We start from the raw sequence: 23,291 nt of genomic DNA on the forward strand, positions 1-23,291 counted from the left end.
GCCGCCCGCAGGTGGGCGGTGAGCTTGTCGTGCCGGCAAGCGGTGATCTCCGACGTGCGTCCGGGCCGCACCGCGGAGATCCACACCAGCCGGCCTGAGGCCGAAGCGGTGCCAACCAACGCCACTCTCCGGTCAGTGCGATGGCCCGCGAACACCGGCGCGTACCTCGTGCCCCTGGTCCGTGCTGGCGCACGCTTCGGGAACGACAGGCGCGCGGTGGCCGCGTGAAGGGCATGTTCGTGGCACTTGAAGCGCTGACCGACCGCGATTCGAACCGGCGGGACGTCGCCGGCTCGGTCCTCGGGGACCTCCTCCGCGGCAACGCACTCGACGCGGACTCCACTCGCCTGGCCGTCGGGCGCCTGGTCGGTCTGGCGGTCAACGAACCGGTGGCTGTGGTCCGCGAGTCTGCCCTCAACTCGATCAGCGAAGCGTTCAACCACCACAGCTTGCCGCTGGGCATCGTCCAACCGCTGGCCGCCGCCATGCCGACGATGGAGCCCGGCCTCCTCGCTCATACCCTCTACATCTTCGGCGTGACGCACGATTCCCAGGCCCGCCCGCTGATCGAGCCCTTCCTCAACCACCCCGACACGGACGTGCGAGAGGAAGCCGAACGCGCGGCAGCCGAGATCACTGCATCCGCCGCAGGCTGACGGTGGGCCGTCTTGGAGAAAGCGTGAGACGAGGTTGGCGAGCCCGACAGGGTAGATCGTCTTCGAGCTCCTGCGGATGCCGGTGATGGTCCACCAGTGCCAGGCACGGATCGCATCTGGTTGGGTGGCGAGTGCCGGATCGACGGTGTCCGGCACCACGACCGTCACACAGCAGCGTTCGACCTGGCAAGCCCGCTTGCCTCCAACCGAGTGCTCCTTGGCCCGGATCGAGCTCGGGACCAAGGGTGAAATTAGTGATGCCAAGTTCCTCGCGGAGTCCCTTATGCTCACGAGGTAGTTGATATGAAAAGTCCATTCAGGGGGGGTGCCTCCATGTCCTTCGTCAAGGCCGAGCTGGTCATGCGACGGCCGTTTCGGGGAGGCGGGGTTCGTAGAAGGCACCGTCGCGAAGCATCGCGAACAGCACGCTGATCCGCTGTCGGGCGAGGCGGAGAAGGGCCTGCGTGTGGGTCTTCCCGCGGGCCCGACAGCGGTCGTAGTAGGAACGGGAAGCGGGATCGTGCAGGGCGGCGAACGCGGACAGGAACATCGCCCGCTTGAGTTGCCGGTTTCCGCCTCGGGGGGCGTGTTCGCCGTGGATCGAGGTCCCCGAGGACTTTGTTGTCGGGGCGAGTCCGGCGTAGGAGGTGAGGTGGGCCGCGTTGGGGAAGCTGGTGCCGTCGCCGACGGTGACCAGCAGAACGGCGGCGGTCCTGACCGCGACCCCCGGCATCGAGGTCAGGACCGGGGAAAGAGGGTGCTCCTCCAGCAGGGCTTTGATCTGGGTTTCCAGAGCCCGGCGCTGTTCGTGGACGGCGGCCAGGGAACGGGCCAGGGACGGGACCACGACGTCGAGGGTGCCGGTCCCGGGAACGACGACGGTCTGTTCGTCGAGGGTGTCGAAGATCTCGTCGATCAGGCGGACGGCCATGCGCGGGGCCTTGGGCCGGATGACCTCGACGAGTCTGCGGCGGCCGGCCTTTCGCAGGGCGGCCGGGGAGCCGTAGCGTTCCAGCAGCCATGTGACGGCGGGATGGTCCAGACGGGGACCGAGGACGCGTTCCAGACTGGGGTGGAACTGGGTGAGCAGGCCGCGTATCCGGTTGGAGGTGCGGGTGGCCTCAGCCGCGAGGTCCTGGTCGAAGCCGACCAGCACGGTCAGTTCGGCGGTGATCTCGTCGGTGAGCTCGAGCGAGCGCAGGGTGTGCGGCATCGTCCGGGCGGCGTCGGCGATGACCGCGGCGTCCTTCGCGTCGGTCTTCGCCTCGCCCGGGTAGAGATCGGCGATCCGGCGCATGGCGAGTCCGGGCAGGTAGGCGACCTTGCAGCCGACATCGCGGGCGACGGTGAGGGGGAGGGCGCCGATGGAGGCGGGCTGGTCGACGATGACGAGCACGGTGCCGAATTTCGCGGTCAGTTTGTCGAAGACGGCCCGCAGCCTGGGCTCGCTGTTGGGCAGCTGCTTGTCGAAGACCTTCTTGCCGGCCGGGGTGAGTCCGTGACCGTGGTGAGCGGTCTTGCCGACGTCCAGGCCGAGGAAGACACCCACGTCGCCGATGTCGAACATCGTGCTCCCAACTGCTTCGGTGCGGTGCTGGCCGGGGAGTTGGCGCCGTACGCGCGCATCCACGTTATGCAGACCTGCCGCCCGCACGGTGCCGAGCATTGCGCTCAGCGGGGCGGTAGTCGGACCTCTCATCAGCGTCTCCAACGGCACCCCTCGGGCCCGGTGACACCACCCCCCAGGTCATGCCTTCGACAGGGGGGACCAGTCATGCCGGGCCCGGAGGCCAGCGGCCCTCTTGCAGGACCGCGAAGAACATAACGGGGGCAGAGCCGCATGGCCGACGAGATCAAGTACGAGTACAAGACCGTGCGGACAGTTCGCGGCGCCGACGGCTTGGTGATCTCGAAGATGCAGAAGGATGGCTGGGAGCTTGTGGAACAGGCCCAGGGCACGCTTCGCTCCACCCTCAACTTCCGTCGGCCGAAGAAACCGCAGCCGTGGCTCCTGATCGGCACGCCAGCCGCCGTCCTCGTGATCCTGACCATCTTCATCGGCGCTGCCTCTGCACTCAGCGACGGAGGCGAGAAGAAGAACGAGTCAGACAAGTCGACGGCCGCTGCGAGCGAAAAGTCTTCTGCTCCGCCGACTCCGACCGCGGCCGAGTCGGCCGCCACTGAGGTGATCACGCCTCAGAACAACTCGGAATTTGCGGCGCTGCTGAAGGCGGACTACTGCGACGACGCGAACCGGGACTTCGCGAACAGGCACGAGGGCCAGACGATCGCGTTCGACGGCTCGATCGTGGACATGGCTCCCTACGGTGACTACGACACCCGCTACGACTTCCTCCTAGGCCCAGGCGACAAGGGACCGAACACTCCGGTCGGCCCGGCCTTCAAGTACGAGGACGTCAACATCCTTGACCTGAAACTGACCGGCAAGAAGATCCCCGCCACCGTCGGCGCAGGCGATAAGTTCCGCTTCGTCGCTGAGGTGGGCGAATTCAACGCGGACCAGTGCCTCTTCTTCCTCGACCCAATCTTGACGGAAGTCCGGTAGTCAGATGGGCAGCCGCGACATCAGCCGCGGCCAGAAGGACCCGTCGATCCACAGGTCTTGACTATTCCTCGCTGGCGGCAGTCCGGATGCAGTACCGTCTCGGCCCGACTTACGGATCCGGTGCCGAGATATTCGAGGCTATCCGAGACCCGGTCCATTAGCCTCGATCTTTCTTGACGGGCCGTCGACGGAGTCGACGGCCCTTTTCGTTGTCGGTGGCCGGGGTCGGGCAGGCTGAGGGCCCGGGTGTCGTCTCGGGTGGACGCCGGGTCCCACTGCTCCGGGCTGGACCGTTCTCTCGTGAGGACAGGTGAAGCAGCTGGTCAGCCTGGGTTGGGTAGGAGTGCGAGTCGTTCGAGGGCGGTGGTGATCTCACCGGTCCAGGGCCAGTGACGGGCAAGGCGGAGGATCCGGCGGCGGCCGGTGGTGACCAGTTGGCCGGCTGCGGAGAACAGGCGGAATCGCAGGCGACGCGGTTCCCAGAGCCTTGCGGGGCCGGTCAGGGCGAGCATGGGCATCCAGGCCAGCAGATCGAGTGCGATCTGGACGATCTCCAGCCAGACCTGGTTCTGGGCGGTGTCGTGCAGGGGCAGGTTCCGTAGGCCCGTCGCCCGGGCGGCCCGGATCCGGTCCTCCGCGCGGGCCCGCAGCCGGTGGTGGAGCTCGAGCTCGGCGATCGGACGGCCCGGGGTGTTGGTGGCAAAGCAGGTGATCCGCATGCCGTCCGCGTCCGTGATTCTCAACTGGGCCCCCGGATGGGGACGTTCCTTGCGGACGATCAGCCGCATACCCTTCGGCCAGCCGTCCAGCAGTGGGCCGGTGAGCTCGGCGACCCAGGCCCCGTCCCGGGTCTCGCCGTCGCCCTCGACGGCAGGGGTCCAGGCCGAGGCGGGGACTTTCAGGACGTGTTCGTGGATGGCTGCGGTGATCACCATGCCGACCGAGTGGGACAGCCATCGTCCTCGCCTGGCGAGCCAGGACACGAAGTCGTGGGTGCCACCGGCGGAGTCGGTGCGGATCAGTGTCTGCCGCCCTCGCCGGTACCTCTTGGGCAGTTGGGCCAGGGCGAGTTGGGCGGTGGTGATGTGGTCGGCTGCCGTGTTGGAGCCCGCGTTCCCGGGCCTGAGGAGGGCGGCGACGGGTTCTCCGGTTCCGCCCGGGCCGTGGTCGACGAAGGCCGTCAGTGGATGATGGCCGTAAGTCTTCTTCCACGTCGCGGCCGCGTTCTCCTTGTCCGAGTGTGCGATCACGAGGACGCCGTCGAGATCGATGGTGACCTGGCCGTCGGCGTTTGGAGCGTTCTCGCCCGCCAACGACCAGACACGGTTGCGGACTTCGGACCGGGCGGAGCGAACGGCCTGCAAGGCTTTCTCGCCGGAGGCGGCGAGGGCGTCGATCAGGCGGGAGACGGTCGGATCGGAGGCGACCGGGCCGAAGACGTCTGGTTCGGCCCGCAGCATCGCCACGTCTGCCAGGCAGTCCCCACCGAGGGCCACCGCCAGGGCGACGTCCAGGAGGATCTTGCCGGGATCGTGGATGGACCGCGGCTTGCGCCACGGACTCAGAGCTGTGGATATGGCCTGGTCAAGACCGGTCTTGCGGACTGTTTCGATGAGCAGGACCGACCCGGCCTGGGAGACGACGTGACGGCCGTCGCCCTGGGTGCGGACACGGGGATAGAGCCCGATAGGGTGCTTCACCTGGGAAGTGCCTCTGGCTTCAGCGGGAACAAGGACCTCGACAATCCTCATTCTTGCTGGTCAACAGTCCAGCGCGCCTTCGGCGCGCGCCTGGGGCACGGTAAATGCGGGCGTGCGCGGGGGGTGCTTCTGTGTGCCCTGACGAGAGGCGGGCCGCGCTCGGGATCATGAGGTGTTCGTTCCGGCTGAAACCGTTATCTCTGTGATGCTGTGCAGCTCGCTGGTCAGCATGGTGCTGGGGGCCGTCCACGGGAACCGTGGAGTGTTGCTACGAGCACGTGCGTCAGAATTCCTGATCCACCCCGGCCCTCCCGGAACGGCGTACTTCCCGGCCTTGGCGATGGAAGGGGCGGACCGTGGACATCCTGCATGAACGCTGCGCGGGTCTGGACATCAGCAAGAAGGACGCCAAGGCGTGCGTCCGGACGCCGAGTACAAAGCGCCGGGGCTCGTTCACGACCGAGACGACCACCTGGGGGTCGACGACGAACGCGGTGCTCGCTCTGCGGGAGCACCTGCTCGCCGCGCAGGTGACGCTGGTGGTGATCGAGGCGACCTCGGACTACTGCAAGCCCTATTACTACGTGCTGGCCGAGGACTTGAACGTGATCCTGGTCAACGCGCGGCAGGTCAAGAACCTGCCCGGCCGCAAGACCGACGTCTCGGACGCGGCCTGGCTGGCTCAGCTCGGCGCCCACGGCCTGGTCCGTCCCTCGTTCGTCCCGCCCCAGCCGGTGCGTGAGTTGCGGGATTTGACCCGGGCCCGCACCACCGTCACCCGGGAACGCGGCCGAGTGGTCCAGCGCTTGGAGAAACTGCTGGAGGACACCGGCATCAAACTCTCCGCGGTCGCCTCCGACATCATGGGCGTCTCCGGCCGGGCCATGCTCGAAGCCCTCACCACCGGCGAACGCGACCCCCAGATCCTGGCGGAACTGGCCAAGCGAAGGCTCCGCAACAAGATCCCCGAGCTGACCGAGGCCCTGACGGGGCGGTTCCGCGAGCACCACGTGTTCCTGGTCCGTCTGCATCTGGACCACTACGACCAGCTCAGCGCCATGATCGACCAGCTCACGGGTCGGATCGAGGAGGCGATGGCCCCCTTTCAAGGCGCCCTCGACCTGCTCGACACCATCCCCGGCGTCAACCAGGCCACCGCAGAGGTGATCATCGCGGAGACTGGCGGGGACATGGTCCGCCTCGGCCAAGCACCTCGCGTCCTGGGCCGGGGTATGTCCGGGCCACCATGAGTCCGCCGGCCGCACCAAGAACACCAAGGTCCGCCCCGGCAACCCCTATCTCAAGGGCGCCCTCGGGACCGCGGCGTTCAGCGCGGCGAGAACCAAGGACTGCTATCTGCGGGCCCGTTACAAGCGTCTGGCCGTCCGGCGCGGCCCGCTCAAGGCTCTCGTCGCCGTCGAACACTCGATCATCACCGCGGTCTGGCACATGCTCACCGACAACGTCGCCTACCACGAACTCGGCGGCGACTACTTCACCCAACGCGACCCCGAACGCGCCACCCGTCAGGCCATCAACCGGCTCGGCTACCGCGTCACCCTCAACCCCATCGACACCGCAGTCTGACAACGCAGCGTCAGAGGCACTTTCTGCTTTCCTGACCGCCTGTCGGACAACCCGCTTCATGAAAGCGCGAGGTTAGGTGAGCTGGCACTTTCGTGTCATCCGTGCCCCACGAGCCTTTTCCTGACCACCGTTGGCGCGGGGCCGACGAGGCGGACCTCGTTGGCGTTCCACACGCCGCTCCTGTCGAGCCCGTCCCCGGCCTGGACGGTGATCACTGTCCCGGCACTACATCGAAAGAGGGCTGTGAACGCGGCTTGACGTGGGTCATCAAGCCGCGTCCATAGACCCGTTCAGTGTGCGAACTCTGTCAACCGACCCGGAAGATCCGGTTCAGGTGACGATTCAGGATCGCGGTTGCGGACTCCGGGCTGCGCTGGCCGACGAGGATGCTGGCGCCGAGTCCGGCTGACATGGCGAGCAGGCTGACTGCTTCATCTCTCGCATCGATTCCGGACCCAGTGAGATCGGCTTCTTGGGCCTGCCGGAGGAGCCCGGTCAGGGTGTCCTCGGTGGCATCGGGGTTCGCGATGAAGGGCTGGGCGGCAAGGGCTTCGTCGGTCACGGCCAGGACGGCCTACGAGGTGTAGAGGAAGTGGAAGGTGCAGCTTTCGTTGTCGGTCGGCAGTGCCGCCATCAGAAGCGCCTCGATCACGGCGCGTGGGCCCGGGCTGCTTGCCGCCCAGGACACCGGTGGCCTTCACCACCTCGCGCACGGCCTCGAAGACACGGTGGCGCCGCGTCGAGTGGGCCAGACGGCGACGGAAGTAGGCCAGCAACGGGGATCGAACCCCTTGTCGTTCAGGCCCAGCCCGCACGCGGCCTTCCACCGCAGGTCACACCGCAGTTCCTGGACCGTCTCGAGGTCCGGCGGCCCGTGCAGGGCTTGCAACGTCCAGGATGCGGGCTCGGGTTGCCTGTCCCTTGTCGGTGAGCTTGTGGGGCTCCCGAGCTCCTGTCGTGGGTTTCATGCTTCGGACGATGCCTAGATTGGGCTTGACAGACCATTCTTGAGAAGCGTTAACTTCAGGAGTGGGCCAACAAGCCCAAAACAGCTCGGATGCCACCATCCGCCGTCTGGCGACCGCGCCGAACGGTCCGAAGACCTTGCCGCACTCCTCGCCCTTGGCGAGCTTCAGCTTCCCCCCACACAACCTCCAGCGCGCTGTTGCCCGGCAGTCCGGCGGCGACCTGGACGTCAGGTACTCGCTCAAGCAACATGGAAGGTCGACCCCATGCCTCTGGCGCTTCTTGCTCTCGCCATCGGTACCTTCGGTCTCGGAATCACGGAATTCGTCCCCATGGGACTGCTTCCCCAAGTCGCCGCGGACTTCCACGTCACCATTCCCACCGCCGGCCTGCTGGTTACCGGCTACGCCCTCGGCGTCGCGTTTGGCGCCCCGCTGATGACCGCACTCGGCACGAAGATGCCCCGCAAGCGGATGCTGATGCTGATGATGGGCCTATTCATCCTCGGCAACCTGCTGTCCGCGCTCGCCCCCAGCTTCGGACTGATGATGGTCGGACGCATCGTCACCTCGCTCGCGCCCGGCGCATTCTTCGGCATCGGAGCGGTCCTCGCCGCCGAACTAGTCGCCCCGGAGAAGAAGGCCAGCGCCATCGCCATCTTTTTCACCGGCCTGACCGTCGCCAACGTCGTGGGCGTCCCGCTCGGCACCCACATCGGCCAGGCCGCCAGCTGGCGCACCACCTTCGTCCTCGTCGCCGGCCTCGGCGTGATCGGGCTGCTCAGCATAGCCAAGTTCGTGCCCGAACTGCCCCGCCCCGAAGGCGTCCACCTGCGGCACGAGCTCGCCGCCGTGCGCAAACCGCAGGTGCTGCTCGCGCTGGCGATGACCGTGCTCGGCTTCGGCGGCGTCTTCGCCGCGATCACGTACATCGCCCCGATGATGACTCATGTCGCGGGCTTCTCTGGCAGCGCGGTGACCTGGCTGCTGGTCCTGTTCGGCATCGGCATGGTCATCGGCAACCTCCTCGGCGGCAGGTTCGCCGACCGTGCGCTGATGCCGATGCTCTACACCACGCTCGGCGGACTGGCCGTGGTGCTGGGCGTGTTCACCCTCACCGCACACAGTGAGGTGCTCGCGGCGATCACCGTCCTGCTGGTCGGCGCGTTCGGGTTCGCCACCGTGCCGCCGCTGAATGTGCGCGTCATCGACAAGGCCCACGGTGCCCCGACCCTGGCCGCCGCCGTCAACGCCGGCGCCTTCAACCTCGGCAACGCTCTGGCCGCGTGGCTCGGCGGACTCGTCATCGCCGCCGGCTTCGGCTACACCTCCCCCAACTGGGTCGGCGCACTCATGACGGCCTCCTCCCTCGGGCTCGCCTTGTGGTCCGCAGCTCTGGAACGCCGCGAAAAGCGCGCCGCCGTGAACGCCAACCCCGGCCCGGTGCACAGCGAGCTCACCAGCTGCTGAGCCGCTCTCCGCCCCCTAGAAGGCTCATGAAGATCTTGGAGTTCTGGCTCCGCCGCGTGAGCGGCGGAGCCAGACTCGTTTCGTGGTGATGGGGGAATGGGCCGGGGAGACGGTCGGACCGGATGTGTGGGAGACCGGCCGGGAGTTGATCCCGGCGGGGAGTGTGTTCACGTTCCTGGCCGAGCACCGTGGTGCGCTGTTCCCGGCGGAGATGTTCGCGGACATGTACCCCTCGGCGAACAGCTACGCCGCGCCGCCGGCGTCAGCGGATCGCAGCTCAACCACTACTTCCCGACCAAGGAGAGTCTCGTCCTGGCCGTGCTCGACCCCGGCGGCCTTGAGAAGGTCGGCCTGCGTCGAGGGTTTCCCCGTCGAGGGGCACTCGGCTCAGTACGCCGCCTACTACGAGTCGTGATGCATAGTGCCAGCACAGTCTTCGTTTGCGTCGGTTGAGCGGGGAAGCATTGATGCCGTCTCCATCATGAAAGCCCGGATGCCTGGTACGTCGTATCAGACGATGCCGGAGTCGTGGTGTTCGCGCAGGACGGATATTTCTCGCTCCTGGAGACCTGCTCGGCCTCCAGCGAACCGGTCACCACATGGTCGGAGCCTCGCTTCGTGAAGCGGTTGGTGGGCTCCTACAGGCGGCCGTCGGGCTCACATCGAATTCGGACGAGGGATCACGGAAGCGGTGCTTCAGCGGCTCCAGTTCAGCGGCAGGCATCGTCACAGGACGGCCGCTCATCTCTCCGATCCCTTCGGGCCCCGCCACAAGTGGTCAGTCGGTGTATCCGACTCGCTGTTCCTCGGTCGAGACGGTGGACCCTTGCTGTCGGCACACCTCAAGTACCGCCTGGATCCGGCCGGTCCAGAAAGGAAGTGGCGTCCGGAGGTAACTCATTCCGAACGGCCACTTCAAGGGCGACGAGTACATCACCGTTCCCGGTGGCCGGCACGGCTGGCTGCCCTCCCGGCCGTGTTCATCTGTATCCACGGACACCCATCCACCACTATGGAGGGAAACGTCCGATTGGCCTGGAGGCCTTACATGCACCGTGATGGTTTTCCTGCCCCGGATTCCGGGCTCCTCCTCACTCACTTTCTGACGGTGGCCGACGTAGCCCGATCTCGCGCCTTCTACACCGACGTTCTCGGTGGTGAGGTGGTGCTCGAGGAGAACCCCTGCATCATCAAGCTCGCCAACGGATGGATCATCATGAACCCGGGCGGCGGCCCCACCCCGGACAAGCCAGACGTCACCCTGCGCCCGCCCACCGACCCGAGCACGGTCAGCAGCTTCCTCAACCTCCGCGTCGCCGACATCGAGGCATGTCACCGAGAGTGGAGTGCGAAGGGCGCCGCATTCCTCACGCCACCCATCGATCGCAAGGCCGAGCTGCGGTGCTACTTGCGCGACCCGGACGGCTATCTCATCGAAGTGGGGCAGGCCACCGGCATGCTGCAGGGAGTCTACGCGGACCCGCCCGCCGGTACGAGCTAGATGTCTTGATCACGAGCGTTGTTGACACTGGCCGGGTGATCGACCTGCTGCTCGTCGGCCAGCAGACTGCCTCCAAGACATGATCTTGGAGGCAGTCGTGGGACGTCGACCGAGTGTGTGCGTCGGCCGGTCATGATGGATGAGGGCTGGAAGCCGCAGCGGATCAGCCGGACCGGGAAGGACCCAGTCCGGCGCCGGGCGATCATGGTGCTCATGTCCGCCCAGGGCCGGTCGGTCAAAGTCATCACCTCACTGAAGCTGCGCCATCTTGAAGTAGCTGGCCAGAGTGCTGGAGCGGATCGCCGTGCGGCGTGCGGAGCTGGACGGGCTCGAAGAACAGCTGGTCAAGCAGCTGCCAGAGGTACGGGCTGAGCAGGATGAGCTCGCCGTGGCCGAGCGGGTGTGGCAGCGGATGAGTGAGCAGCTCGCCGAGCGCACGGAGGCCGGGTCGCCGGTCGTCCAGGTGGCGGGTCGGGCGGTGCGGCTGGTTCCGGATCGCGCGCCGGGGTTGGCTGAGTCCGTGCTGCCGGCGGAGTACCAGCGCATCCTGACCGCCGTGCGGCAGGCCGGCGGCCCGGTCGCCACCCGGCAGATTGACGAAGTGCTGGGCTTGGACCCCGGGGTGAGGGGCAAGCTGGAGCCGCTGCGCGGGAAGCTCACGAAGCTGGCCGACGGGTCAAGCCACGGCCGGAACGGCACGACCATACCGTCGGCAGCCCACGACCAGCACAAGCACCCCGGAACAGCGTCACTGAGCCGGGATCGGCTGGGTGAGGTTCAGCGGGTTGCCGTCGGGGTCCTTGATGTGGGCGACGCGCTGTCCCCACGGCATGTCGTTGGGGCCGCCGCTGACCGAGCCGCCCAGCGCCGTCACCCGGCCGAGCGTCTCGTCGACGTCGTCGACACCGATGCTGAGCAGGATCCGCGGTGCCGCCCCGGTCCCCGGGTTCGTCTTGGCCACCAGCCCGAGGTCGGTGTCACCGATGCGCAAGCCGAGGTAGAAGGCCGGGCCTTCCGCCGGTACCCGGAAGATCTCCTCGGCGCCGAACAATTTCGTATAGAAGTCGAGCAGGACGTCCTGGTCGGCAGTGATGATCACTGGCTGGATGGTGGACATGGCACTCCTGTCGAGAACGGTCGTGTCGCTGGGTAGACCGTTCGAGGACGGTGAACTCATCGGCAAAACCGCCCTGCCAGACGATCTACACCCCAGACTGCCGCCCGCGACCAGTACGAGCAGCCCGAAACGGGGTCACACCACCCCTGCTGACCAGCCACTTCAAGATGGCACAGCCTCACTGACGCAAGTCGGGCCCAACGCCTCCTGCCCGGTCCCTGGTTGACGTCCGTCACGAACGGCGTCGTACGCACGCGGCCTCCGCCCACCCCGTCCGGTCCTCGCAGGGCTCGTACCGCCGTAAGGACTGCGTGCGGTGGAGGAGGGATCGCATGTCCGTCAGGGTTCCGCTCAGGGTGCCCTGTGCGCGGGCCTGGACGAGGACGTTGCCGTACGCCGCCGCCTCCGCCGGGCCGGCGAGCACCGGCAGCCCGCATGCGTCGGCGGTCAGTTGACAGAGGAGGTCGTTGCGGGCGCCCCCGCCGACCACGTGCACCACGGACACCGTGCGGCCCGAGAGCCGCCGGGCGTCGGCGAGCGCCTCGCGGTGGGCGAGGGCCAGTGAATCCAGCACGCACCGCACGGTCTCCGTCTCGTCCCGCGGCTCCGGTTGTCCGGTGCGTCGGCAGACCTCCGCGATGCGTTGAGGCATCCGGCCGGGCGGGATGAACGCCGGGTCGCCGGCGTCGACCACCGAGCGCAGGGGTGTGGCGAGGGCCGCTCGCTCCAGGAGCGGGCCGAGCTCCGGGCCGCCCCAGTCGCGCAGACACTCCTGCAGCAGCCACAGGCCCATGATGTTGCGCAGGTAGCGCACCGTGCCGTCAACGCCCAACTCGTTGGTGAAGTTGGCACGCCGGCTGTCCTCGGTGAGGACGGGCGCGGCCAGTTCGAGACCGGCGAGCGACCACGTGCCCGTGCACACGTAGGCGAAGTCGTCCACCTCCGCGGGCACCCCGGCGACAGCGGAGGCCGTGTCGTGCGACCCCACCGCGATGACGGGGACGGGTCCGGTCAGCCGTGTCTCCTCCAGCACCTCCGGCAGCAGCTCCCCGGCCGGATCGCCCGGCGTGCGCAGCGGCGGGAAGAGGGCCGGCTCGATCCCCAGGGCGTCGGTCACCGGACGCGACCAGTCGCGGGTGCGGGGGTCGAGGAGCTGGGTGGTGGAGGCGTTGGTGAGTTCGGTGCCGGCTCGCCCGGTGAGCCAGTACGCGATCAGGTCCGGGATCAGCAGCAGGCGCCGCGCCGCGCCCAGGGCGGGTGTGCCCTGGGCGGCGGCCAGTTGGTAGACGGTGTTGAACGGCAGTTGCTGGATGCCGGTCGCCTCGTACAGCACGGCGGGGGAGAGGACCCGCGCCACCGTCTCCGCCATGCCGTCCGTGCGCGCGTCCCGGTAGTGCACCGGATTGCCGATCAGCGCGCCCGACGCGTCGAGCAGGCCGAAGTCGACGCCCCACGCGTCGATGCCCACCCCGTCCAGCCGCCCGCCGGTGCGCTCCCCTGCCGCCCGCAGCCCGTCGAGGACGCCCCGGTACAGCCCGAGCACGTCCCAGTGCAGGGTGCCGCCGGTGCGCACCGGCCGGTTGGGGAAGCGGTGCACCTCCTCCAGCGTCAGCTCGTCTGCGCCGACCCGGCCGAGCATCACCCGGCCGCTACTCGCACCCAGATCGACGGCGGCGAAGACGCTCACCACAGAGGCCGAGACGCTCACCTCAGGAACGCCGCCGCCACTCCGGCGTCCACCGGAATGTGCAGCCCCGTCGTCCGGCTCAGGTCGCCGCCCGTCAGCGCGAAGACGGCGGCCGCCACATGCTCCGGCAGCACCTCGCGCTTCAGCAGGGTCCGCTGTGCGTAGAAGGCGCCCAGCTCCGACTCGTCGATGCCGTACACCGCCGCCCGCTGCGCGCCCCAGCCGCCGGCGAAGATGCCCGAACCGCGCACCACCCCGTCCGGGTTGACGCCGTTGACCCGGATGCCGTGCTCGCCGAGTTCGGCGGCCAGCAACCGTACCTGGTGCGCCTGGTCGGCCTTGGTGGCGCCGTACGCGACGTTGTTCGGGCCCGCGAACACCCCGTTCTTCGACGCGACGTACACGAGGTCGCCGCCCAGCCCCTGCGCGATCATGACCCGTGCGGCCTCCCGCGACACCAGGAACGAACCGCGCGCCATGATGTCGTGCTGCAGATCCCAGTCTCCCGCCGAAGTCTCCAGCAGCGGCTTCGAGATCGAGATTCCGGCGTTGTTCACCACCAGGTCCACCCCGCCGAAGGCGAGGACGGCCTCGGCGAACGCCGCCGCGATCTGCTCCTCACTGGTGACGTCGACGGTCACCGCGACCGCCCGGTCCGCGCCGTCCAGTTCCTCGGCGACGTTCGCCGCGCTTTGGGCGTTGCGATCCGCGACCACGACACACGCGCCCTCGGCGACCAGCCGTCCGGCGACGGCCCTCCCGATCCCCGAACCCGCACCCGTCACCAGCGCGACCCGCGCGGCCAGCGGCTGCGGCGCGGGCATCCGGCGCAGCTTGGCCTCCTCCAGCTCCCAGTACTCGATCCGGAACTTCTCCGACTCCTCGATCGGGGTGTACGCGGAGACCGACTCCGCCCCGCGCATCACATGGATGGCGTTCACATAGAACTCGCCCGCCACCCGGGCCGTCTGCTTGTCCTTGCCGAAGCTGAACATGCCGACCCCCGGCACCAGCACGATCGCCGGATCGGCGCCGCGCATGGGCGGGGAGTCGGGCGTGGCGTGCCGTGCGTAGTAGGCGGCGTACTCCGCCCGGTACTCGGCGTGGAGCTCCTTCAGGCGGTGTACGGTCTCGTCGAGCGGCGCATGCGGCGGGAGGTCGAGGACCAGCGGCCTGACCTTCGTCCGCAGGAAGTGGTCCGGACACGACGTGCCGAGCGCGGCGAGGCGCGGGTGCTCGGCGCGGGAGACGAAGTCGAGCACCTCGGGCGAGTCCGTGAAGTGACCCACCTGGGCCCGGTCGGTGGACGCCAGCCCTCGTACGACGGGCGCCAACGCGGCGGCGCGGGCCCGGCGTTCGGCGTCGGGCAGCGGTTCGCAGCCCGCGAGGACCGGTCCGAACGGCTCGGGCCGCCCTCGCTCCGCCAGGAACCGCTCCGCGGTGCGGATGATGTGCAGCGAGTTGCGCTCGCACTCCTCGCTCGTCGCCCCCCACGCCGTGATGCCGTGCCCGCCGAGAACGCAGCCGACGGCCTCGGGATGCGCCTCCCTTACGGCGGCGATGTCCAGCCCCAGCCGGAACCCGGGGCGACGCCACGGCACCCACACCACCGTGTTGCCGAAGCACTCCTTCGTCAGCGCCTCCCCGTCGGCCGCGCACGCCAGCGCGATGCCCGAGTCGGGGTGCAGATGGTCGACGTGGGGCGCGTCGACCAGCCCGTGCATCGCGGTGTCGATGGAGGGCGCCGCGCCACCGCGGCCGTGCAGGCAGTAGTCGAACGCGGTGACCATCTCGTCCTCGCGCTCCACGCCCGGGTACACGGCGGTGAGCGCCCGCAGCCGGTCCAGCCGCAGCGCGGCCAGCCCTTCGGCGCGCAGGGTGCCGAGGTCGCCGCCGGAGCCCTTGACCCACAGCAGCTCCACCTCCCGACCGGTCACCGGATCGGTGGCGGTGCCCTTGGCGGAGGTGTTGCCGCCGGCGTAGTTGGTGTTACGGCGGTCCGCGCCGAGACGGTGCGAGCGCTCCAGCAGCGCCTGGACGATGTCCGCACCGTCCATGCCGTTCAAGTCGTCCATGCCGTCCATGCGGTTCACGCTCCCCAGCCGGCCTGCTCGCCGCCCACCCGTTCCTCGGCGATCCGCTGTGCCCAGCCCGAGCGGTGGTACGCGGCTACCGGATCGGGATCGAGGCCCAGTTCCTCACGCACCTCGGCCAGCAGCGGCCGTACGTCCGTGTTGTACGCGTCCATCAGCACGGCGTTGGCGGCCAGCACGTCGCCCGCGTCCTGCGCCGCGTGCAGCGCCGCCCGGTCGACCAGCAGTGCCTTGGCGGTGGCCTCCTGCACGTTCATCACCGAGCGGATGATGGCCGGGATCTTCGCCTCGATGTTGTGGCACTGGTCGAGCATGAACGCCACGTCCGGGCCGAAACCCCCGCCGCGCACCACCTCGTACATGATCCGGAACAGCTGGAACGGGTCCGCGGCGCCGACCATCAGGTCGTCGTCGGCGTAGAAGCGGGAGTTGAAGTCGAAGCCGCCGAGCTTCCCCGCGCGGAGCAGGAAGGCCACGATGAACTCGATGTTGGTGCCCGGCGCGTGATGCCCCGTGTCGACGACCACCTGGGCGCGGGGGCCGAGTTGCAGGCAGTGGGCGTACGCCGTGCCCCAGTCCGGCACGTCCATGGTGTAGAAGGCCGGCTCGAAGAGCTTGTACTCCAGCAGCATCCGCTGTCCGTCGCCGAGCCGCTCGTAGACGGCGCCGAGCGCCTCCGCCAGCCGGTCCTGGCGGGCCGCGATGTCGTCCTGGCCGGGGTAGTTGGTGCCGTCGGAGAACCACAGTTTGAGGTCACGGGAGCCGGTGGCGTCCATGATGTCGACGCACTCCAGCAGATGGCCCAGGGCCTTGCGCCGGACGGCCGGATCGGGATGGGTGACCGAGCCGAGCTTGTAGTCGTCGTCCTGGAAGACGTTGGAGTTGATCGCGCCGAGGCGCAGGCCCGACTCCTCGGCGTACTTGGCGAGTTCGCCGTAGTCCGCCACGCGGTCCCACGGGATGTGTAGGGCGACGCTCGGCGCGACGCCCGTGTGGCGGTGCACCCGGGCCGCGTCGTCCAGCTTCTCCCACGGGGTGCGCGGGACGCCGGGCTGCGCGAAGACCTTGAAGCGCGTGCCGGAGTTGCCGTACGCCCAGGACGGTGTCTCGATGGCCTGGGTCTTGAGTGCCGCCTTCGCGGCTTCCACAGTCGAACCGGCGGTCATGGCACAGCCTTTCGCGAGTGTCGGTTGCCCGCTGACGCATGCCTGTGAATCTGCAAGTCTGTGAATCGTTTCACGGCGCAAGCTAGGGGGCGGCGTCCGGTCCGTCAAGGGTGGGGAATCGACCTGTTGGTTTTCGAGAGATTTCCAAGTGCGCGCTGTTGACGGCGTGTTGGCGTAGCCCTAGCTTCCGTCGGAGTGCATTGAAACCTTTCATGAATCGATCAATGCCCTCCCGAAACCGGGGTGTTCATGAATCAGCCACCCGTCGTGGCCGTCAGGGGCCTGAGCAAGTCGTTCGGTGCGGTCCGCGCGCTGCGGGACGTCTCGCTGGAGCTGTACGCCGGTGAAGTGCACGCGCTCGCCGGTGAGAACGGAGCAGGCAAGTCCACCTTGATCAAGACCCTCGCCGGGGTGCACCGCCCGGACGCCGGCGAGGTCCTCCTGGGCGGAGCACCGGCCGACTTCCAGGGACCGGCCGACGCGCGCGACGCCGGCATCGCGGTGATCTACCAGGAGCCGACGCTCTTCCCCGATCTCTCCATCGCCGAGAACATCTTCATGGGCCGTCAGCCCCTTCGCTCCCTGCGCTGGATCGACCGGACCGCGGTGCACGAGGCGACCGCGGCGCTGATGCGGCGCCTCGGCGTCGCGCTGGACCCGGAGCGGCCGGCCCGCGGGCTGTCGATCGCGGACCAGCAGATCGTGGAGATCGCCAAGGCCCTGTCCTTCGACGCCCGCGTACTGATCATGGACGAGCCGACGGCCGCGCTCACCGGCAGTGAGACGGCGCGGTTGTTCGGCGTGGTCGAGGCGCTGCGGGCCGAGGGCGCCGCCGTGCTGTTCATCTCGCACCGCATCGAGGAGATCTTCCGCATCTGCCGGCGCGTCACCACCCTGCGCGACGGCCGGCTCATCGCCACCGACCCCATCGAGGAGCTCGACGAGGACGCGCTGGTACGCCGGATGGTCGGCCGCGACCTCGACGAGCTGTACCCCAAGCAGCCCACCGACCCCGGCGAAGTGGCGCTGTCCGTACGGCGGTTGACCCGGGAGGGCGTGTTCCGCGACGTCTCCTTCGACATCCGCCGCGGCGAGATCGTCGCGCTGGCCGGACTGGTCGGCGCGGGGCGCAGCGAGGTGGTCCAGGCGGTCTTCGGCGTGGACCGTGCGGACGCGGGCGAGGTGCAGGTGAACGGGCGGCGGCTGCGCGCCGGTTCACCGACGGAGGCGATGGCCGCGGGCGTCGCGCTGGTGCCGGAGGACCGGCGGCAGCGGGGCCTGGTGATGGAGATGTCCATCGAGCGGAACATCGGGCTGACGGGTCTGGGGCGCCTCGGCCGGGCCGGCCTGGTGCGCCGGACGCTGGAGCGGGGCCGGGCCGCGGACTGGGCGGCGAGGCTCCGGCTGAAGTACGGCCGCCTCACCGACACCGCAGAGGTGCTGTCCGGCGGCAACCAGCAGAAGGTCGTGCTCGCCAAATGGCTGGCCACCGAGCCGTCGGTGCTGATCGTGGACGAGCCGACGCGGGGCATCGACGTGGGCACCAAGGCCGAGGTGCACCGGCTGCTGTCGGCGCTCGCCGCCGACGGGCTCGCCGTGCTCATGGTGTCGTCCGACCTGCCCGAGGTGCTGGGCATGGCGGACCGGGTGCTGGTGATGCACGAGGGCTGCCTCGTCGCCGAGATCCCCCGCGACCGGGCGACCGAGGAGGCGGTGCTGACCGCGGCCACGGGCCGTACGACAGAGGGTCGTAGGACAGAGAGTCGTCCGACCGTAGGGGAACAAGAAGGGAGCGCCGCATGAGCGACGCGACCGCGCCCACCCGGCAGGCCGAGCCGGACACGCGCCCGGAACCCCCCGCCGCCGCGGACCCGGACCGCTCCGCCCGATCCCTCGTCGACGCCGTCTTCCGGGCCCGTGAGCTCGCCATCGGCGGCGCCCTCGCGTTGCTGATCCTGGCCACCTGGCTCGCCAACCACCGTTTCCTCGACGATCAGGGCGTCAAGGACCTGCTGCTCAACTCCTCGATTCTGGTGCTGCTCGCCGTCGGTCAGTCCGTCGTCGTGCTCACCCGCAACATCGACCTGTCCGTCGGCTCGGTGGTGGGGCTGACCGCGTTCGCCTGCGGGCAGTTCGTCAAGGGCTCGGGGCACGGCCCGCTGACGGTCTGTCTGCTCGGCATCGCCATCGGCGCCGCGTGCGGCCTGCTGAGCGGCCTCCTGGTCAGCTTCGGCCGGGTGCCGGCGCTCGTCGTGACGCTCGGGATGCTCTACATCATCCAGGGATTCGACTACTGGTGGGCGCACGGCGAGCAGATCAACGCCGCCGACATCCCCGACGACGTCCTCGGCCTGGGCAGCGGCAGCGTGCTCGGCATCCCGTACCTGCCGCTGATCTCCGCCGTGGTCCTGGCCGTCACCGCCACCTATCTGCGCGCCTACCGAAGCGGCCGCGAGCTGTACGCCATCGGCTCCAGCCCGCAGGCCGCACGCCTGGCCGGCATCCCCCTGCGCCGCAGGGTGTTCGGCGCCTATCTGTTCTCCGGTTCCGTCGCCGGATTCGCCGGGGCGCTGTGGCTGGCCCGCTTCGGCACGGTCGTCGCCGACGCCGCCAACGGCTGGGAGCTGACCGTGGTCAGCGCCGTCGTCGTCGGCGGCGTCGCGATCAGCGGCGGCACGGGCTCGGTCTGGGGCGCGGCGCTGGGCGCGCTGCTGCTCACGACCATCGGCAGCGCCCTCGTCGTACTGAGGGTCGACTCCTTCTGGCAGCAGGCGATCACCGGTCTGCTGCTGCTCGCGGCCATCGCCACCGACCGCGTCCTGCACCTACGCACCACCAACGCCCTGAGGAAGAGGAGCAGGCAGTGACCGCACCGCACCGGTATCTGCGCTGGGACACCGTCGTCGGCATCCTCCTGATCGCGGTCTTCCTGGGCGGCGCGGGCACCACCGACGGCTTCTCCGCCACGGCGAACCTGTCCTCGGCGCTCGACGACACCGCCGAGATCGCGCTCATCGCCCTGCCCATGACGCTGCTGGTGGTGGCCGGACAGGTCGACCTCTCCGTCGCGTCCATGCTGGGCCTGTCCAGCGCGCTCGCCGGGTCGCTGTGGGACGCCGGCTGGGCCTTCGAGCTGATCGTGCCGGTCTGCCTGCTCGTGGGCGTGGCGGGCGGTCTGCTCAACGGACTGCTGGTGACCCGCCTGGGCCTCTCCCCGCTCGCCGTCACCATCGGCACCCTCACCCTCTTCCGTGGACTGGCCTCCGTCGTCCTCGGCGACCGGGCCGTCGCGGACTTCCCCGAGTCCTACGCCAGGTGGACGTCCTCGACCGAGACCGTGCCCGGCACCTTCATCCCGTACCCGGTCGCGCTGTTCGCCGTCCTCGCCGTCCTGGCCGCGATCGTGCTGCACGGCACCCGCATCGGCCGGTCGCTCTACGCGATCGGGGCGCAGGAGGACGCGGCCTGGTTCGCCGGCATCCGCGTCAAGCGGCTGAAGCTCGCGCTGTTCGTGGTGTCGGGGCTGATGTCCGCGTTCGCGGGGATCGTCTACACCCTGCGCTACGGCAGTGCGCGCGCCGACAACGGAGTCGGCCTCGAACTCGTCGTCATCGCGTCCGTCCTGCTCGGCGGCGTCGACTTCGACGGCGGCAAGGGCACCCTCGGCGGCGCGGTCGCCGGTGTCCTCCTCATCGGGCTGCTGAACAACCTCCTGACGTTGAACGACGTTTCGAACGAGATCCAGGTGATCGTCACCGGTCTGCTGCTGGTGGCCTCGGTGCTCACCCCCCGGATCGCGGCCGTGCTCACCGAACGCCGGCACCGGCGTCTCGGCGCCGCCACCTGAACCCCCACGCACCGCCCACCCACCTCGAAAGGCGACCCACGTGATGTGTGCCAAGAGCCGCACCCTCGCCGCCACCGCCGCGGCCTGCGCCCTCGCGCTCGCCGTCGCGGGCTGCGGCGGCACCACCAAGAACTCGGCCGGCAGCGACGCAAAACAGCAGGCGGCCGGCGCCACCGCCCACCCCGACGCGCCCCTGAAGAAGGGCCTGAAGATCGCCTTCCTGCCCAAGCAGATCAACAACCCGTACGAGAAGATCGTCGACGACGCGGGCATCGCCGCCGCCAAGGGGTTCGCCGCCACCGCCAAGGAGGTCGGCCCGTCCGACGCCAAGGCCTCCTCCCAGGTCTCGTACATCAACACCCTGATCCAGCAGAGGCAGAACGCGATCCTCATCGCCGCCAACGACCCCAACGCCGTCTGCGGACCGCTGAAGCAGGCGATGCGGCAGGACATCAAGGTCGTGGCCTACGACTCGGACACCGCCAAGGACTGCCGGCAGCTCTTCATCAACCAGGCCAGCTCCGAGGAGATCGGCCGCAGCCAGGTGCGGCACCTTGCCCAACAACTCCATTACAAGGGCGAGATCGCGATCCTCTCCGCCACCGAGAACGCGACCAACCAGAACACCTGGATCGGGTTCATGAAGGACGAGCTGAAGAAGCCGAAGTACAAGGACATGAAGCTGGTCAAGGTCGCCTACGGCGACGACGACGACCAGAAGTCCTTCCAGGAGACCCAGGGCCTGCTCAAGGCGTACCCGAACCTGAAGGGCATCATCTCGCCCACCACGGTCGGCATCGCCGCGGCCGCACGCTACATCAGCTCCTCGTCGTACAAGGGCAAGGTCGTCCTGAACGGGCTCGGCACGCCCAACCAGATGCGCAAGTTCGTCAAGGACGGCACCGTCGAGCAGTTCGCGCTGTGGGACCCCAAGAACCTCGGCCGCCTCGGCGCCTACGCCGCCGCCGCGCTGGCCTCCGGCCGGATCACCGGAGCCGAGGGCGAGAAGTTCAAGGCCGGTGACCTCGGCGAGTACACCGTCGGCAAGGACGGCGAGGTCATCCTCGGCCCGCCCACGGTCTTCGACGCCAAGAACATCGACGAGTACGACTTCTGAGCGGGCAGCCGTGCAGTGCGTCTGCTTTCTGCTGAAGGTGCGTCAGGATCGGCTCGCCGAGTACCGCGAGCGGCATGCCGACGTGTGGCCCGAGATGCGGGCCGCCCTGTCGGCGGCCGGATGGCACAACTACTCGCTCTTCCTGCGCGACGACGGGCTGCTCGTCGGCTATGTGGAGACCGAGGACTTCGCCGCCGCACAAGCAGCCATGGCGGCGACCGGGGTCAACGCCCGCTGGCAGACCGAGATGGCGCCGTTCTTCGAGGCACCGGACGGCGGCAGGCCGGACGAGGCCCTCCAGCCCCTGAGTCACATCTTCCACCTCGACTGAGCCACCTCTCCCTCCCCGACCGAAAGGAGAACGGGAATGACCCCGCGCATACCCGCCACCGCGCGCAGGCCCAGGATCGGCCTCGTCGCCGGGGGACTCGGCGCGTACTGGCCGCAGTTCCCCGACCTGCTGCCCCAACTCCAGCGGTCGGCCCGCCGGGTCGCCGAGCGGATGACCGAGTTCGACGCCGAGGTCGTCGACGTCGGCTTCATCTCCGACGCCCAGGACGGCGCGGCGGCCGCGGAGAGGCTGCGCGCCGCCGACTGCGACCTGATCGTCGGCTTCCTCTCCACCTACATGACGGCCACCATGCTGGCACCCATCGCCCAACGCAGCGGCGCCCCCGTGCTGTTGATCAACCTGCAGCCCACCGAGGCCATGGACCACGCCACCTTCGACACCGGCCAGTGGCTCGCGTACTGCGGCGCCTGTCCGCTGCCGGAGATGGCCAACACCTTCGAGCGCCTCGGCGTCGCCTTCCGCTCCGTGTCCGGGCATCTGGAGGACGAGCGGGCCTGGCGGCGCATCGGCACCTGGATCAAGGCGGCAGGCGTGCGCGCGGTGCTGCGCAGCGGGCGCCACGGGCTGATGGGGCATCTGTATCCGGGGATGTACGACGTGTCCACCGACCTCACCATGGTCCCGGCCAACCTCGGCGGCCATGTCGAGGTGCTGGAGTTCGACGACCTGCGGGTGCGGACCGAGCAGGTGACCGACGCGGAGGTGACGGCCAAACTCGCCCAGACCCGCAAGGTCTTCGACCTGGACGAGTCCGTGGATCCCGTGGACCTCGGCTGGGCGGCGCGGGTCTCCGTGGGCCTCGACCGGCTGGTCGAGGACTTCGACCTGGACTCGCTGGCGTACTACCATCGCGGACTCGACGGCGAGACCCACGAACGGCTCGGGGCGGGCGTGATCCTCGGCGCCTCCCTGCTCACCGCGCGCGGCATCCCGGCTGCGGGGGAGTACGAACTGCGCACCTCGCTCGCCATGCTGATCGCCGACCGGCTCGGCGCCGGGGGCTCGTTCACGGAGCTGCAGGCACTGAACTTCCGTGACGGCGTGGTGGAGATGGGCCACGACGGCCCCGGGCACCTGGCCACCAGCGAGCGGCGCCCGCTGCTGCGCGGGCTCGGCGTCTACCACGGCAAACGCGGCTATGGCGTGTCCGTCGAGTTCGACGTCCGGCACGGCCCGGTGACCGCGGTGGGCCTCGGCCAGTCACGAGAGGGCCGCTACCGGCTGATCGCCTCCCGGGGGACGGTCGTCGACGGTCCGCTGCTGCGGATCGGCAACACGACCTCGCGGGTGGACTTCGGCCGCGACCCCGGGGAGTGGTGCGACGAGTGGAGCGCCGCCGGTGTCGGCCACCACTGGGCACTCGCCACGGGGGACGTCCTCCCTGAGCTGCGGGCGGTCGCGGAGCTCACGGGCGTCGGCCTGACCGAAGTGGCCGGAGCCCCGGCTCTACGATGAGGCTCCGGCGCA

Annotated in this window: 16 protein-coding genes and 4 pseudogenes; 11 read left to right on the top strand and 9 right to left on the bottom strand. The window is 69.1% G+C overall.

Translation table 11 applies throughout. The features are described 5' to 3' along the window. Positions 1-95 (bottom strand): annotated as a pseudogene (locus ABZ910_RS32995) (IS5/IS1182 family transposase); the annotation flags it as partial. A gap of 138 nt (positions 96-233) precedes the next feature. Between ABZ910_RS32995 and ABZ910_RS33000 the strand changes: the two are divergent. Then, the gene (locus ABZ910_RS33000) at positions 234-656 is read left to right on the top strand and encodes a hypothetical protein (RefSeq protein WP_361372581.1); all 423 of its coding nucleotides are present in this window, start codon (positions 234-236) and stop codon (positions 654-656) included. Positions 657-1,014: 358 nt separating this feature from the next. Here ABZ910_RS33000 and ABZ910_RS33005 read toward each other — a convergent pair whose 3' ends face one another. Next, positions 1,015-2,223, bottom strand: a complete 1,209-nt coding sequence (locus ABZ910_RS33005) for an IS110 family transposase (RefSeq protein ID WP_361372583.1) — start codon at positions 2,221-2,223, stop codon at positions 1,015-1,017. A 273-nt stretch (positions 2,224-2,496) separates the two neighbouring features. Here ABZ910_RS33005 and ABZ910_RS33010 point away from each other — a divergent pair, with 273 nt between their 5' ends. Further along, positions 2,497-3,222 (top strand): DUF4839 domain-containing protein, encoded by a 726-nt coding sequence (locus ABZ910_RS33010; RefSeq protein WP_361372529.1) that lies wholly within the window; start codon positions 2,497-2,499, stop codon positions 3,220-3,222. A gap of 323 nt (positions 3,223-3,545) precedes the next feature. Here the strand turns inward: ABZ910_RS33010 and ABZ910_RS33015 are convergent, their stop codons facing one another. Beyond that, positions 3,546-4,922, bottom strand: coding sequence for an IS1380 family transposase (locus ABZ910_RS33015; RefSeq protein ID WP_361372531.1), 1,377 nt, complete (start codon positions 4,920-4,922; stop codon positions 3,546-3,548). Between the two features lie 356 nt (positions 4,923-5,278). Between ABZ910_RS33015 and ABZ910_RS33020 the strand changes: the two are divergent. Further along, positions 5,279-6,509, top strand: a pseudogene (locus ABZ910_RS33020) (IS110 family transposase). Positions 6,510-6,816: 307 nt separating this feature from the next. On the opposite strand, the pseudogene ABZ910_RS33025 reads toward ABZ910_RS33020, so the two are convergent. Continuing rightward, a pseudogene (locus ABZ910_RS33025) lies at positions 6,817-7,176 on the bottom strand (TetR family transcriptional regulator C-terminal domain-containing protein); the annotation flags it as partial. 4 nt (positions 7,177-7,180) lie between these two features. Then, a pseudogene (locus ABZ910_RS33030) lies at positions 7,181-7,401 on the bottom strand (transposase); the annotation flags it as partial. A 340-nt stretch (positions 7,402-7,741) separates the two neighbouring features. Here ABZ910_RS33030 and ABZ910_RS33035 point away from each other — a divergent pair. Next, complete coding sequence (locus ABZ910_RS33035) at positions 7,742-8,944, top strand: MFS transporter (RefSeq protein WP_361372533.1); 1,203 nt, start codon at positions 7,742-7,744, stop codon at positions 8,942-8,944. Positions 8,945-9,992: 1,048 nt separating this feature from the next. Beyond that, positions 9,993-10,445 (top strand): VOC family protein, encoded by a 453-nt coding sequence (locus ABZ910_RS33040; RefSeq protein WP_361372535.1) that lies wholly within the window; start codon positions 9,993-9,995, stop codon positions 10,443-10,445. A 748-nt stretch (positions 10,446-11,193) separates the two neighbouring features. On the opposite strand, the gene ABZ910_RS33045 is transcribed toward ABZ910_RS33040, so the two are convergent. The 4 genes from ABZ910_RS33045 to rhaI all read right to left on the bottom strand — a co-directional run bounded on the left by ABZ910_RS33045 (position 11,194) and on the right by rhaI (position 16,508). Next, positions 11,194-11,562: a VOC family protein gene (locus tag ABZ910_RS33045; protein ID WP_361372537.1), complete on the bottom strand. Its 369-nt coding sequence runs from the start codon at positions 11,560-11,562 to the stop codon at positions 11,194-11,196. A gap of 232 nt (positions 11,563-11,794) precedes the next feature. After that, entirely contained in the window at positions 11,795-13,270 is a 1,476-nt protein-coding gene (locus tag ABZ910_RS33050) for a rhamnulokinase family protein (RefSeq protein ID WP_361372539.1), read from the bottom strand. Further along, positions 13,267-15,324 (bottom strand): bifunctional aldolase/short-chain dehydrogenase, encoded by a 2,058-nt coding sequence (locus tag ABZ910_RS33055; RefSeq protein WP_361372585.1) that lies wholly within the window; start codon positions 15,322-15,324, stop codon positions 13,267-13,269. The genes ABZ910_RS33050 and ABZ910_RS33055 overlap by 4 nt, the downstream gene beginning before the upstream one ends. Positions 15,325-15,338: 14 nt before the next feature. Further along, entirely contained in the window at positions 15,339-16,508 is a 1,170-nt protein-coding gene (rhaI, locus tag ABZ910_RS33060) for an L-rhamnose isomerase (protein WP_361372541.1), read from the bottom strand. A 249-nt stretch (positions 16,509-16,757) separates the two neighbouring features. Between rhaI and ABZ910_RS33065 the strand changes: the two genes are divergently transcribed. Genes ABZ910_RS33065 through ABZ910_RS33090 form a run of 6 tightly spaced genes read left to right on the top strand, consistent with a single transcriptional unit; the run spans position 16,758 to position 23,279 of the window. Beyond that, the gene (locus ABZ910_RS33065; RefSeq protein WP_361372543.1) at positions 16,758-18,311 is read left to right on the top strand and encodes a sugar ABC transporter ATP-binding protein; all 1,554 of its coding nucleotides are present in this window, start codon (positions 16,758-16,760) and stop codon (positions 18,309-18,311) included. Further along, positions 18,308-19,375: an ABC transporter permease gene (locus ABZ910_RS33070; protein WP_361372545.1), complete on the top strand. Its 1,068-nt coding sequence runs from the start codon at positions 18,308-18,310 to the stop codon at positions 19,373-19,375. Before ABZ910_RS33065 ends, ABZ910_RS33070 begins: the two co-directional genes overlap by 4 nt. Beyond that, on the top strand, positions 19,372-20,355 hold the full coding sequence (locus tag ABZ910_RS33075) for an ABC transporter permease (RefSeq protein ID WP_361372547.1): 984 nt from the start codon (positions 19,372-19,374) through the stop codon (positions 20,353-20,355). The genes ABZ910_RS33070 and ABZ910_RS33075 overlap by 4 nt, the downstream gene beginning before the upstream one ends. A gap of 43 nt (positions 20,356-20,398) precedes the next feature. After that, complete coding sequence (gene rhaS, locus ABZ910_RS33080) at positions 20,399-21,472, top strand: rhamnose ABC transporter substrate-binding protein (protein ID WP_361372549.1); 1,074 nt, start codon at positions 20,399-20,401, stop codon at positions 21,470-21,472. 10 nt (positions 21,473-21,482) lie between these two features. Further along, a complete protein-coding gene (locus tag ABZ910_RS33085) occupies positions 21,483-21,803 on the top strand; it encodes an L-rhamnose mutarotase (protein WP_361372551.1) in 321 nt (106 codons plus the stop codon). A 36-nt stretch (positions 21,804-21,839) separates the two neighbouring features. Continuing rightward, on the top strand, positions 21,840-23,279 hold the full coding sequence (locus tag ABZ910_RS33090) for an L-fucose/L-arabinose isomerase family protein (RefSeq protein WP_361372553.1): 1,440 nt from the start codon (positions 21,840-21,842) through the stop codon (positions 23,277-23,279). Positions 23,280-23,291: the final 12 nt, after the last annotated feature.

This window comes from Streptomyces sp. NPDC046805, assembly GCF_040645355.1.
Classification (GTDB): domain Bacteria; phylum Actinomycetota; class Actinomycetes; order Streptomycetales; family Streptomycetaceae; genus Streptomyces.